The sequence below is a fragment of the Enterobacter cloacae subsp. cloacae ATCC 13047 genome, assembly GCF_000025565.1.
GTDB lineage: Bacteria > Pseudomonadota > Gammaproteobacteria > Enterobacterales > Enterobacteriaceae > Enterobacter > Enterobacter cloacae.
The window spans coordinates 2,544,518-2,557,961 of record NC_014121.1; the positions used below are offsets into that span (position 1 = coordinate 2,544,518).

General features: G+C 52.8%; 12 protein-coding genes and 1 pseudogene. 9 read left to right on the top strand and 4 right to left on the bottom strand.

The genetic code is table 11. The annotated features are described in order from the left end of the window. Nucleotides 1-19 precede the first annotated feature (19 nt). The gene (locus tag ECL_RS12250; RefSeq protein WP_013097076.1) at nucleotides 20-655 is read right to left on the bottom strand and encodes a response regulator transcription factor; all 636 of its coding nucleotides are present in this window, start codon (nucleotides 653-655) and stop codon (nucleotides 20-22) included. Between the two features lie 309 nt (nucleotides 656-964). Then, entirely contained in the window at nucleotides 965-2,215 is a 1,251-nt protein-coding gene (gene icd / locus ECL_RS12255) for an NADP-dependent isocitrate dehydrogenase (protein WP_013097077.1), read from the bottom strand. Between the two features lie 117 nt (nucleotides 2,216-2,332). Between icd and rluE the strand changes: the two genes are divergently transcribed. The 8 genes and pseudogenes from rluE (at nucleotide 2,333) to ECL_RS12295 (ending at nucleotide 10,139) form a co-directional block, all read left to right on the top strand. After that, complete coding sequence (gene rluE, locus ECL_RS12260) at nucleotides 2,333-2,986, top strand: 23S rRNA pseudouridine(2457) synthase RluE (protein ID WP_013097078.1); 654 nt, start codon at nucleotides 2,333-2,335, stop codon at nucleotides 2,984-2,986. Between the two features lie 9 nt (nucleotides 2,987-2,995). Next, the gene (locus ECL_RS12265; protein WP_013097079.1) at nucleotides 2,996-3,469 is read left to right on the top strand and encodes an NUDIX hydrolase; all 474 of its coding nucleotides are present in this window, start codon (nucleotides 2,996-2,998) and stop codon (nucleotides 3,467-3,469) included. A 40-nt stretch (nucleotides 3,470-3,509) separates the two neighbouring features. Further along, nucleotides 3,510-4,622: a tRNA 2-thiouridine(34) synthase MnmA gene (gene mnmA / locus ECL_RS12270; protein ID WP_013097080.1), complete on the top strand. Its 1,113-nt coding sequence runs from the start codon at nucleotides 3,510-3,512 to the stop codon at nucleotides 4,620-4,622. Nucleotides 4,623-4,649: 27 nt separating this feature from the next. Beyond that, nucleotides 4,650-5,279: a high frequency lysogenization protein HflD gene (gene hflD / locus ECL_RS12275; RefSeq protein ID WP_013097081.1), complete on the top strand. Its 630-nt coding sequence runs from the start codon at nucleotides 4,650-4,652 to the stop codon at nucleotides 5,277-5,279. A gap of 19 nt (nucleotides 5,280-5,298) precedes the next feature. Further along, nucleotides 5,299-6,668: pseudogene (purB, locus tag ECL_RS12280) on the top strand (adenylosuccinate lyase). Between the two features lie 122 nt (nucleotides 6,669-6,790). Further along, on the top strand, nucleotides 6,791-7,462 hold the full coding sequence (gene phoP / locus ECL_RS12285) for a two-component system response regulator PhoP (RefSeq protein ID WP_013097083.1): 672 nt from the start codon (nucleotides 6,791-6,793) through the stop codon (nucleotides 7,460-7,462). Beyond that, entirely contained in the window at nucleotides 7,463-8,926 is a 1,464-nt protein-coding gene (gene phoQ, locus ECL_RS12290) for a two-component system sensor histidine kinase PhoQ (protein ID WP_044158673.1), read from the top strand. It begins immediately after the preceding gene. Nucleotides 8,927-9,017: 91 nt separating this feature from the next. Beyond that, nucleotides 9,018-10,139, top strand: coding sequence for a ribosomal protein uL16 3-hydroxylase (locus ECL_RS12295; RefSeq protein ID WP_013097085.1), 1,122 nt, complete (start codon nucleotides 9,018-9,020; stop codon nucleotides 10,137-10,139). 43 nt (nucleotides 10,140-10,182) lie between these two features. On the opposite strand, the gene ECL_RS12300 is transcribed toward ECL_RS12295, so the two are convergent. Then, on the bottom strand, nucleotides 10,183-10,707 hold the full coding sequence (locus ECL_RS12300) for an REP-associated tyrosine transposase (RefSeq protein WP_415821147.1): 525 nt from the start codon (nucleotides 10,705-10,707) through the stop codon (nucleotides 10,183-10,185). 4 nt (nucleotides 10,708-10,711) lie between these two features. Then, nucleotides 10,712-11,935 carry a peptidase T gene (gene pepT, locus ECL_RS12305; RefSeq protein WP_013097087.1) on the bottom strand — a complete coding sequence of 408 codons (1,224 nt, stop codon included), beginning with the start codon at nucleotides 11,933-11,935 and terminating at the stop codon, nucleotides 10,712-10,714. A 160-nt stretch (nucleotides 11,936-12,095) separates the two neighbouring features. Between pepT and ECL_RS12310 the strand changes: the two genes are divergently transcribed. After that, nucleotides 12,096-13,100, top strand: a complete 1,005-nt coding sequence (locus ECL_RS12310) for an IS110-like element IS4321 family transposase (RefSeq protein WP_000427623.1) — start codon at nucleotides 12,096-12,098, stop codon at nucleotides 13,098-13,100. Nucleotides 13,101-13,444: the final 344 nt, after the last annotated feature.

Below are 13,444 nucleotides of genomic sequence, written 5' to 3' on the forward strand. Positions count from 1 at the left end.
GGTGACGATCGCCGCGTTATCAATAAAGCCTGCGGGGTGGACATCGCGATTTACCGATTTGCAACGTGCCGGCAGCATGCACCAGATCCGCTAACGTACGAACCTGCATTTTATCCATCACCCTGCGTCGATGTACCTTCACCGTAATTTCTGTTATGCCCAGTTCCGATGCGATTTGTTTATTTTGCAAGCCATTAATTGCCAGCTCAAAAATCTGTTTCTCACGTCGCGTCAACGCCTGGTAATTTTTGCACAGTTCAAATAACCGTTGCTGTTCCAGAAAATGGTTTGTCGCGTCGATCAATACCTCATTCACCACGCGCAAAAGTTGTTCAGGTTCGACCGGTTTGGTCAAAAAATCCCGGGCGCCTGCTTTCATTGCCCGAACGCAGGCAGGGATGGAGCCGCTCTTCGTCAGAATGAGTACCGGTATAGCGCATCCACGCGCTTTGAGTGCATCCATCACGTCAAAGCCATTCATACGCGGAAGGTTTAATTCAAGGATTAAGCATGAAGGATGATCAACGATGGGAGAGGATAAAAATTCTTCGGCATTACTGAAGTCAAACGTCTGATAGCCCGCGGCTGTTAAGAACTGAACAACAAACGACCGATATGCATCATCATCATCGATAACATAAATAACCTCTTCCATATCAATTTCTCCTGATTAAATCTTTCAGGGACATAATACGAACAGTTGCGTCCATTCCCAAAGTATTTATGACTGCTAACGTCATGCCGGATAACATTTCCACACCGTTCGCTTTCGAGAGCGAATAACGTTGATGCGCTCACAGAGCCATTTCTGTCAGAAGCTATAGTCTCGCTTTCGCTTATTTCCCGGGAATGTTCTGAGTATGAATTTTTTTATGAAATTTCCGTGGTAGTCGTGATACCGGTTTCACACAAAATAAAAACGGGAGCCATCAAGCTCCCGTTCTTGTTTAACCCAGAATCTGGATTACATATTCGCGATAATCGCGTCACCAAACTCTGAACATTTCAGCAGCTTAGCGCCTTCCATCAGACGTTCGAAGTCATAGGTTACGGTTTTCGCGTTAATCGCGCCTTCCATACCTTTGACGATCAGGTCTGCGGCTTCGAACCATTCCATATGACGCAGCATCATCTCTGCGGACAGGATGATAGAGCCTGGGTTCACTTTGTCCTGGCCTGCGTATTTTGGTGCAGTACCGTGGGTTGCTTCGAACAGGGCGCATTCGTCACCGATGTTCGCGCCTGGGGCGATACCGATACCGCCAACCTGTGCAGCCAGGGCATCGGAGATGTAGTCACCGTTCAGGTTCATACAGGCGATCACGTCGTATTCCGCTGGACGCAGCAGGATCTGCTGCAGGAACGCATCGGCGATAACATCTTTAATGATGATCTCTTTCCCGGTGTTCGGGTTCTTGATCTTCTGCCATGGGCCGCCGTCGATCAGCTCACCGCCGAACTCTTCTTGCGCCAACTGGTAACCCCAGTCTTTGAACGCGCCTTCGGTGAACTTCATGATGTTGCCTTTGTGAACCAGGGTCACAGAGTCACGGTCGTTGGTGATCGCGTATTCAATTGCTGCGCGCACCAGACGTTTGGTCCCTTCTTCGGAGCACGGCTTGATGCCGATACCGCAATGCTCAGGGAAGCGAATTTTCTTCACGCCCATCTCTTCGCGCAGGAATTTAATCACTTTTTCTGCGTCAGCAGAGTCAGCTTTCCATTCGATACCCGCGTAGATGTCTTCTGAGTTTTCGCGGAAGATAACCATATCGGTCAGCTCAGGGTGCTTAACCGGGCTTGGGGTGCCCTGATAGTAACGAACCGGACGCAGACACACGTACAGGTCCAGCTCCTGACGCAGTGCCACGTTCAGGGAACGGATACCGCCACCAACTGGCGTCGTCAGTGGGCCTTTGATAGCAACGCGGTAGTCGCGGATCAGGTCCAGCGTTTCTGCTGGCAGCCAAACGTCCTGGCCATAAACTTGAGTAGATTTTTCACCGGTGTAAATTTCCATCCAGGAAATTTTACGCTCGCCTTTGTAGGCTTTCTCAACAGCGGCATCAACCACTTTCAGCATTGCCGGGGTAACGTCTACACCGATACCATCACCTTCGATGAATGGAATGATCGGATTGTGAGGAACGTTAATCTTGCCGTTTTGCAGGGTGATCTTTTTACCTTCCGCCGGAACAACTACTTTGCTTTCCATTAACCTCTCCTTCGAGCGCTTCTGGTTGTTACTGATCTTATGTTAATAAATTGTAATGAGCCCTTCGATAGTACCTGATTGTCCTGCGCCATGAAAGGTCTTCGTTATTAGGCTATAATGCGGCAATTGATAACGCCTGAAAATACCATGAAGAAAACTTCTTTTACAAAACACCGGGTTGAGCGATTCAGCTCACGACAAGCCGCCAGAAGACCGCAAGAAAGCCAGCCAAAGCGGGTTATTTTGTTCAATAAACCCTACGATGTGTTGCCGCAGTTTACCGACGAAGCCGGGCGCAGCACGTTAAAGGATTATATTCCTGTTCAGGGCGTCTATGCCGCGGGTCGTCTGGACCGCGATAGCGAAGGTCTGCTGGTCTTAACCAACGACGGAGCCCTACAGGCAAAACTCACGCAGCCCGGAAAACGCACCGGCAAAATTTACTTTGTGCAGGTGGAGGGTGAGCCGGATGAAGAGGCGCTCGCGGCACTCCGTAACGGCGTGACGTTAAACGATGGCCCCACCCTGCCCGCAGGTATTGAACGTGTGAATGAACCGGAGTGGCTGTGGCCGCGCAACCCGCCCATTCGCGAGCGCAAATCTATTCCCACCAGCTGGCTCAAAATCACCCTTTTTGAAGGCCGTAACCGTCAGGTTCGGCGCATGACCGCCCACGTGGGCTTCCCTACCCTGCGCCTGATTCGCTATGCCATGGGCAGTTACACCCTGGATTCCCTGGCTAACGGTGAATGGCGGGACGTTGCCCCTTAAGGAGTCAATATGTTTAAACCTCATGTCACGGTCGCCTGTGTGGTTCACGCGCAGGGTAAATTCCTGGTTGTAGAAGAGAGCATTAACGGCAAAGCGCTGTGGAATCAGCCAGCCGGGCATCTGGAAGCCAATGAAACCTTATTACAGGCCGCAAAACGTGAACTCTGGGAAGAGACGGGCATCCACGCGGATCCTCAGCACTTCATTCGTATGCATCAGTGGATTGCGCCTGATAAAACGCCCTTCCTGCGTTTTTTATTTGCCGTCGAGCTTAGCGAAACGTGCGCCACTGAGCCGCACGACGACGATATCGATCGCTGCCTGTGGGTCACCGCCGATGAGATCCTGAACGCGCCAAACCTGCGCTCGCCGCTGGTTGCCGAAAGCATTCGCTGCTGGCAGTCAGGCGCACGCTTGCCGCTGGAGGTCATCGGAGAATTTAACTGGCCGTTTACAGAGGGTGTCAATGGTGGGGGGGCGTGATAGAATACGCCGCCTTGAAGTTCAATGTCGTGAGTATTCCATGTCAGATAACAGCCAGAAAAAAGTGATCGTCGGCATGTCCGGCGGTGTCGATTCCTCCGTTTCCGCCTACCTGTTGCAACAACAGGGCTATAAGGTGGAGGGCCTGTTCATGAAGAACTGGGAGGAAGATGATGGCGAGGAATATTGCACTGCCGCTGCGGATCTCGCCGATGCGCAGGCCGTGTGCGACAAGCTCGGCATTGAACTGCACACCGTTAACTTTGCCGCAGAATACTGGGATAACGTGTTTGAGCTTTTCCTGGAAGAGTACAAAGCGGGCCGTACCCCAAACCCGGATATTCTGTGCAACAAAGAGATTAAATTTAAAGCCTTCCTCGAATTCGCGGCGGAAGATCTGGGCGCAGACTATATTGCGACCGGTCACTACGTGCGTCGCGCCGATGTGAACGGCAAAAGCCAGCTGCTGCGCGGTCTGGACGGTAATAAAGATCAGAGCTATTTCCTTTATACGTTAAGCCATGAACAGATTGCACAAAGCCTGTTCCCGGTTGGCGAGCTGGAAAAGCCAGAAGTCCGTAAAATCGCTGAAGAGCTGGATCTGATCACCGCGAAGAAAAAAGACTCCACCGGTATCTGCTTTATTGGCGAGCGCAAATTCCGCGATTTCCTTGGTCGCTACCTGCCTGCGCAGCCGGGCAAAATTGTCACCGTCGATGGTGACGAAATTGGCCAGCATCAGGGGCTGATGTACCACACCCTCGGCCAGCGTAAAGGCCTGGGTATCGGCGGTACCAAAGACGGTAGCGAAGATCCGTGGTACGTGGTCGACAAAGATGTCGAAAACAATATTCTGATCGTCGCTCAGGGGCACGACCATCCGCGTCTGATGTCCGTTGGCCTGATCGCACAGCAGTTGCACTGGGTCGACCGTGAACCGCTCAAAGGTACCCTGCGCTGCACGGTAAAAACACGCTATCGTCAGACGGATATCCCTTGCACCATTACCGCGCTGGATGACGATCGCATTGACGTGCGTTTTGACGAGCCAGTTGCAGCCGTCACGCCGGGCCAGTCCGCCGTCTTCTACAGCGGTGATATCTGCCTGGGTGGTGGGATCATAGAACAGCGCCTGCCGCTGCCGGCCGTTTAACCCGATAGCACACATAAAGGAGAACGTGTGGCGAAGAACTATTATGACATCACCCTGGCACTGGCAGGAATTTGCCAGTCAGCCCGTCTGGTGCAACAGCTGGCGCATCAGGGTCATTGTGACGCCGACGCGCTGCACGTTTCGCTCAACAGCGTTATCGATCTCAACCCCGGTTCAACCCTGGGTGTCTTCGGTGGCAGCGAAACCAATCTTCGTCTCGGTCTTGAAACCTTGCTTGGCGTGCTTAATGCCAGCAGCCGTCAGGGATTAAACGCAGAGCTTACCCGTTATACGTTAAGCCTGATGGTGCTGGAACGTAAACTCAGCGCAGCGAAAGGCGCGCTGAATACGCTGGGTGACCGCATTGCCGGCTTGCAGCGTCAGCTCGACCATTTTGATCTGCAGTCTGAAACGCTGTTGAGCGCCATGGCCGGTATTTATGTTGATGTCATCAGTCCGCTGGGCCCGCGTATCCAGGTCACCGGTTCACCTGCCGTGCTGCAAAGCCCGCAGGTTCAGGCAAAAGTACGCGCCTCGCTGCTGGCCGGTATCCGTGCCGCCGTGCTGTGGCATCAGGTTGGCGGTGGCCGCCTGCAGTTAATGTTTTCTCGTAATCGCCTGACGACTCAGGCAAAACAAATTCTTGCTCATTGTTAACCTCCCGGAGTTGCGAATTATGGAATTATCCTCACTGACCGCCGTATCCCCTGTCGATGGACGCTACGGCGATAAAGTCAGCGCGCTGCGCGGGATCTTCAGCGAATATGGCCTGCTGAAGTTCCGTGTTCAGGTTGAAGTACGCTGGCTGCAAAAGCTGGCCGCCCAGGCAGCAATCAAGGAAGTTCCTGCTTTTGACGCCCAGGCAAACGATTACCTTGATAAAATCGTTGCTGACTTCAATGAAGAAGATGCTGCTCGCATCAAGACCATTGAACGTACCACCAACCACGACGTAAAAGCGGTTGAGTACTTCCTGAAAGAGAAAGTGGCAAGCGTTCCGGCGCTGCACGCGGTGTCTGAATTCATTCACTTCGCCTGTACTTCTGAAGACATCAATAACCTGTCTCACGCATTGATGCTCTCTACCGCGCGCAAAGAGGTGGTTCTGCCTTACTGGCGTAAAATCATTGACGCGGTGAAAGCGTTGTCTGTGGAATACCGCGACATTCCCCTGCTCTCCCGTACCCATGGTCAGCCCGCTACGCCATCCACGATGGGTAAAGAGATGGCTAACGTGGCATACCGTATGGAGCGTCAGTATCGTCAACTGGAACAGGTTGAGATCCTCGGTAAAATCAATGGTGCGGTAGGTAACTACAACGCCCATATCGCCGCTTACCCGGAAGTGGACTGGCATCAGTTCAGTGAAGAGTTCGTGACCTCCCTGGGAATTCAGTGGAACCCGTACACCACTCAGATTGAGCCGCACGACTATATCGCCGAGCTGTTCGACTGTATCGCCCGCTTCAACACCATTCTGATCGACTTCGACCGCGACGTGTGGGGTTATATCGCGCTGAACCACTTCAAGCAGAAGACCATCGCCGGTGAAATCGGCTCTTCAACCATGCCGCACAAAGTGAACCCGATTGACTTCGAAAACTCCGAAGGCAACCTGGGTCTGGCCAACGCCGTGTTGCAGCATATGGCGAGCAAACTGCCGGTTTCCCGCTGGCAGCGCGACCTGACCGACTCCACCGTGCTGCGTAACCTGGGCGTGGGGATTGGCTATGCGCTGATCGCCTATCAGTCCACCCTGAAAGGGGTGAGCAAGCTGGAAGTGAACCGCGATCGTCTGCTGGACGAGCTGGACCACAACTGGGAAGTGCTGGCCGAACCGATCCAGACCGTAATGCGTCGTTACGGCATCGAAAAACCGTATGAAAAACTGAAAGAGCTGACCCGTGGTAAACGTGTCGATGCGGAAGGTATGAAACAGTTTATCGATAGCCTCGCCTTGCCGGAAGCGGAAAAAACCGCCTGAAAGAGATGACACCAGCGAATTACATTGGCCGCGCCATCACCATGGTCGACGAGCTGAAGTAATCTCCCCCGCCCCTTTTCGCCCGAAAAGGGGGCGGCTTTTTCCCCGGTTTACTCAATGTTTATCCCCACAACAACATAATCAGCGTTAAACTATTCATACTATTAATTCTGGGAGAAAGATGATGCGCGTACTGGTTGTTGAGGATAACGCATTGCTACGTCATCACCTGAAGGTTCAGCTTCAGGAGATGGGACATCAGGTGGATGATGCGGAAGATGCAAAAGAAGCCGATTATTATCTCAATGAACACCTGCCGGATATCGCCATCGTTGATCTCGGGTTACCTGACGAAGACGGACTGTCATTGATTCGCCGCTGGCGCAGCCACGATGTCTCCCTTCCTGTCCTGGTGCTGACCGCGCGTGAAGGCTGGCAGGACAAAGTGGAAGTGCTCAGTGCCGGTGCCGATGATTACGTCACCAAACCGTTTCATATTGAAGAAGTGGCGGCACGCATGCAGGCCCTGTTACGCCGCAACAGCGGGCTCGCCTCCCAGGTGATTTCCCTTCCACCTTTCCAAGTGGATCTCTCCCGTCGGGAATTCTCAATCAACAATGAAGTCATCAAACTGACGGCCTTCGAATACACCATCATGGAAACGCTAATCCGTAACAACGGTAAAGTGGTGAGCAAAGACTCCTTAATGCTCCAGCTTTACCCGGATGCCGAACTGCGTGAGAGTCACACCATTGATGTGCTGATGGGCCGTTTGCGTAAGAAGATTCAGGCGCAGTATCCGCATGATGTGATCACAACCGTGCGCGGTCAGGGCTACCTGTTCGAATTACGCTAAATGAAACGGCTAATGCGGCACATTATGCCCCTTTCACTGCGGGTTCGCTTTTTGCTGGCCACAGCCGCCGTTGTGCTGGTGCTGTCGCTTTCTTACGGCATGGTGGCGCTGGTTGGTTACAGCGTCAGTTTTGATAAAACGACCTTTCGTCTGCTGCGCGGTGAGAGCAACCTGTTTTATACCCTCGCAAAGTGGGAAAACAACCAGATCAGCGTCGAGATGCCGGAGAATCTTAACCAGCAGAGTCCCACGCTGGCGCTGATTTACAATGAAAAAGGGAAACTGCTGTGGGCACAGCGTGATGTTCCCTGGCTGGTGAAAAGCATCCGCCCGGAATGGCTGAAAACCAACGGATTTCATGAAATTGAAGCCGATCTGAATACCACCAGCAGCCTGCTGCGCGAAGATCGCTCTCTGCAAAAAAAGCTGAATGAGATCCGCGCCGATGACGCCGAAACAGAAATGACCCACTCCGTCGCCATCAACCTCTATCCCGCCACGCCTGACATGCCGCAGCTGACTATCGTAGTGGTGGATACCATCCCCGTCGAGCTTAAACGCTCTTATCGGGTCTGGGGCTGGTTCGTCTACGTGCTGGCTGCCAATCTGCTGCTGGTCATACCGCTGCTGTGGATTGCTGCCTGGTGGAGTTTGCGCCCGATTGAATCGCTGGCGAAAGAGGTTCGCGAGCTGGAGGAGCATCATCGCGAGAAGCTTAATCCTGAGACATCGCGTGAGCTAACAAGTCTGGTGCGTAACCTTAACCGCCTGCTGAAAAGTGAACGCGAGCGCTACGATAAATACCGCACCACGTTGACTGACCTCACTCACAGCCTGAAGACCCCGCTGGCCGTCATGCAAAGCACCCTGCGATCCATGCGCAGCTCCAGAATGAGCGTCGATGATGCCGAGCCGGTGATGCTGGAGCAGATCAGCCGTATTTCGCAGCAAATTGGCTACTATCTTCATCGCGCCAGCATGCGTTCCGGCAGCGCCCTGCTGAGCCGGGAGCTGCACCCCGTGGCACCACTGCTGGATAACCTGACCTCTGCGCTGAATAAGGTGTATCAGCGTAAAGGGGTGAACATCAGTCTCGATATCTCTCCTGAAATCAGTTTCGTCGGCGAAAAGAATGATTTCATGGAGGTGATGGGTAACCTGCTCGATAACGCCTGTAAATATTGTCTGGAGTTCGTGGAGGTTTCCGCCCGTCAGACGGACAACGAGCTGCACATCATTGTTGAGGACGATGGCCCGGGGATCCCGCGAAACAAACGTGACGTGGTATTTGATCGCGGTCAGCGTGCGGATACATTGCGTCCCGGCCAGGGGGTGGGGTTGTCCGTCGCACGCGAGATTGTCGACCAGTACGACGGCAAAATCGAAACCGGTGAAAGTTTACTTGGCGGTGCCAGAATGGAAGTGATTTTTGGCCGTCAGCAGCCCACATCGAACGATAGTTAGCCCGTTATGTGAAAAATGCGCGGATCTCGCACCCAGGCTTCTGCGCTTCCGTTATAATCCGACTCAGTAAGAGCCTGCGGAATAAAAAAATATGGATTATCACTTAGCACTGAACTGGCCCGAGTTTATTGAACGCTACTGGCAGAAACGCCCGGTAGTTCTTAAGCGCGGGTTCAGCAATTTTGTCGACCCTATCTCGCCTGACGAACTGGCTGGCCTGGCCATGGAAAACGAAGTCGACAGCCGCCTGGTGAGCCACCAGGATGGAAAATGGCAGGTCAGCCATGGTCCTTTCGAAAGCTACGATCACCTCGGTGAAAATAACTGGTCATTACTGGTGCAGGCGGTCAACCACTGGCACGAGCCGACGGCAGCCTTAATGCGCCCGTTCCGCGCCCTGCCCGACTGGCGAATGGACGATCTGATGATCTCCTTCTCCGTGCCAGGGGGCGGCGTTGGCCCACATCTGGATCAGTACGATGTGTTTATCATTCAGGGGACCGGCCGCCGTCGCTGGCGCGTGGGTGAAAAAGTGCCGATGAAACAGCACTGCCCGCATCCTGACCTGCTTCAGGTAGATCCGTTTGACGGGATCATCGACGAAGAGCTGGAGCCGGGAGATATTCTTTATATTCCGCCGGGATTCCCACATGAAGGCTACTCGCTGGAAAACTCCCTCAATTATTCTGTCGGATTCCGCGCGCCAAGTGGTCGTGAGATGATCAGCGGTTTTGCCGATTACGTTCTGCAACGCGAGCTGGGCAGCCACCGCTACAGCGATCCGGATGTGCCTTCCCGCGAGCATCCGGCAGACATTCTGCCAGCAGAACTGGATAAGCTGCGCGGCATGATGCTGGATCTGATCAACGAGCCGGAACATTTCAGACAGTGGTTTGGTGAGTTTATCAGCCAGTCACGTCACGAGCTGGATGTGGCGCCTCCGGAGCCGCCGTACCAGGCCGACGAGATTTATGATGCGCTGCTGCAGGGTGACAAGCTGGTTCGCCTGGGTGGGTTACGCGTGTTGCGCATCGGTGAAGATGTCTTCGTCAACGGCGAGAAGCTGGATTCTCCGCATCGCCCGGCGCTGGAAGCCATCGCCAGCCATCTGGTACTGACTGCCGATACCTTTGGCGACGCCCTGGAAGATCCCTCTTTCCTCGCCATGCTTGCCGCGCTGGTCAACAGCGGGTATTGGTTCTTTGAGGACTGAGTTGTAATGTATTGCCGGGTGGCGCTGCGCTTACCCGGCGTTTTTACTGCCACTCCCCCGCCGCAAAATCCACAATCTCCGCGGCCCAATCCGCCGGATACAACCCTTCCCGTACATCCCGATGAAACGTTGAAAACGGCCAGTCGACAACCTTACCAACGTACCCATGTTTCACCGGGTTGAGGTAGATGTAATCCATATGTCGGCGGTAATCATTGTCGTTGCGGATGGTATGTTCCCAGAAACGCGCCTGCCAGATATGGCGCATTTCAATATTTCGTGAGAACGTTTTTTTGATGTCACGCCAGCGCCCGGAAAAATCGCTGTCACCTTCCGGCAAGGTCCAGATACAGTGCATATGTTCAGGAAGGATCACCCAGCCATTAATCGTAAAGGGCTTTGATCGTTTCACCGAGGAGGTGGCCTGGCGGAGGCTATCAATATGGCGGGTAAGTAAATCGCTCTGTCGGTTTTGCAGGTTAACGGTAAAAAACCAGGTGGCGCTGCGCTTACCGGGCCTACGATCCGAATGTAGGCCGGGTAAGGCGAAGCCGCCACCCGGCTTAATGTGGCTAACGCTTCGCGGTTAACTCCGCAATCCGCACAATCACCTTCACCGCTTTTTCCATCCCTTCCAGCGTCACAAACTCATGCTTACCGTGGTAGTTGTATCCCCCGGTAAAGAGATTCGGGCACGGCAATCCCATGAAGGACAGTTGCGAACCGTCGGTGCCGCCGCGAATCGGCTTCAGCACCGGTTCAATATCGCAGTCGCGCATGGCCTGCTGGGCGATATCCAGGATATGCGGATGCTCCATGACCTTCTCGCGCATATTGTAGTAGCTGTCTTCAATAATCAGCTCAATATAGCAGTCCGGGTGTAGCCCCTTACCCACCTTCTTCGCGATTTCCATCATCTTACGCTTGCGCGCTTCGAACGCTTTACGGTCAAAGTCACGCACGATGTAGTGCATCTGCGCGCTGTCCACCGTGCCTTTGATGCTGGTCAGGTGATAAAAACCTTCATAACCTTCGGTCTGCTCCGGGCTCTCATTCGCCGGAACTTCCGCATGAATACGGGACGCCAGCGACAGCGCATTCACCATCACACCTTTGGCGGAGCCAGGATGCACATTATTACCCACAATTTTGATGGTCACGGACGCGGCATTGAAGTTTTCAAATTCCAGTTCGCCCACGCCACCGCCGTCCACGGTATAGGCCCACTGCGCGTTAAAGGCCTCGACATCAAAATGTTTCGCCCCCTTGCCCACCTCTTCGTCCGGCGTAAAGGCCACACGGATATCACCGTGCGGAATATTTTTTCCTTTCAGCACCGCCAGTGCCGTCATGATTTCCGCGATACCCGCTTTGTCATCTGCCCCCAGCAGCGTTTTGCCATCCGTGGTGATCAGCGTCTGCCCGAGGAGCTGGTGCAGCACCGGGAACATTACCGGCGAAAGCACTTCGTCACCTATTCCCAGCGCAATGTCACCGCCACGGTAGTTTTCCACAATCTGCGGATTAACATGTTTACCGCTAAAATCCGGAGAGGTGTCGACATGGGAGATAAAGCCAATCGCCGGAATATCACCGGGGACGTTGGCAGGCAGCGTTCCCATCACAGTGCCTTTTTCGCTCAGGGTGACATTGACCAGCCCCATGGCCTCAAGCTGCTCTTTGAGCAGGTTTAATAACTTCCACTGGCCTTCGGTGCTTGGCACCTGGCGGACACCCGGTTTAGATTGGGTATCCAGCGAAACGTACTGTAAAAAACGCTCAAGTAATTTATCCATGCAGTCACCCTCACTTTTTGTGACAACATTATCAATAAGCATCAAAACGCAAATATTGCGTCAGGTCACTTTTATCCCGCAAACGAGAATATTTAATGAGATGGTCACTCCCTCCTTCCCGGTACTATGCTGAGGACAGGCTTTCATTCGGAGAACTATCATGGAAAACATTGCGCTCATTGGTATCGATCTGGGTAAAAACTCTTTCCATATTCATTGCCAGGATCGTCGCGGGAAGGCTGTTTACCGTAAAAAATTTACCCGGCCAAAGTTGATCGAATTTTTGGCGACATGCCCCGCTACAACCATCGCAATGGAAGCCTGTGGCGGTTCTCACTTTATGGCACGCAAGTTGGAAGAGTTGGGGCATTCCCCAAAGCTGATATCACCACAATTTGTCCGCCCGTTCGTTAAAAGCAATAAAAACGACTTTGTCGACGCCGAAGCTATTTGTGAAGCTGCATCGCGTCCGTCTATGCGTTTTGTGCAGCCCAGAACGGAATCTCAGCAGGCAATGCGGGCTCTGCATCGTGTCCGTGAATCCCTGGTTCAGGATAAGGTAAAAACAACCAATCAAATGCATGCTTTTCTGCTGGAATTTGGCATTAGCGTTCCCCGAGGAGCTGCCGTTATTAGCCGACTGAGTACCATTCTTGAGGATAATAGTTTGCCTCTTTACCTCAGCCAGTTATTGCTGAAATTACAACAGCATTATCACTATCTTGTTGAGCAGATTAAAGATTTGGAATCCCAGTTGAAACGAAAGTTGGACGAAGATGAGGTTGGACAGCGCTTGCTGAGCATTCCCTGCGTCGGAACACTGACAGCGAGTACTATTTCAACTGAGATTGGCGACGGGAAGCAGTACGCCAGCAGCCGTGACTTTGCGGCGGCAACAGGGCTTGTACCTCGGCAGTACAGCACGGGAGGTAGGACGACATTGCTGGGAATTAGTAAGCGAGGTAATAAAAAGATCCGAACTTTGTTGGTTCAATGTGCCAGGGTATTCATACAAAAACTGGAACACCAGTCTGGCAAATTGGCCGATTGGGTCAGGGATTTACTGTGCCGGAAAAGCAACTTTGTCGTCACTTGTGCTCTGGCAAACAAGCTGGCCAGAATAGCCTGGGCCCTAACGGCACGACAGCAAACTTATGTAGCATAACGGCAGAAATACACCGGTTTAAAGAATTACTGATCTGGTTTTGCGAATACTGATATTGATGATACTAACGGCCCACCGGCCTGTTGAGGAACCTGTAAAACGGAAAGGCTCATTGAAGCCGTATATTTTCTGGAGGTTCATCAGGCGCGGAACTCATCAAGGCGCGGGAATAAAATCCCATTCAGACGCCGGATAGATTCAAGCAAGCCAACTTGTCGTCAAAATCGGTGTTGCAAAAACGGGAGTGACCATAGATTCCGTTTATATCGTGTACGTCAGTAAATGTAGCTTATGAATCAGTGACAAGGATTGGCGATTACAGTGGTTTGCCGTAGAATGTCCGC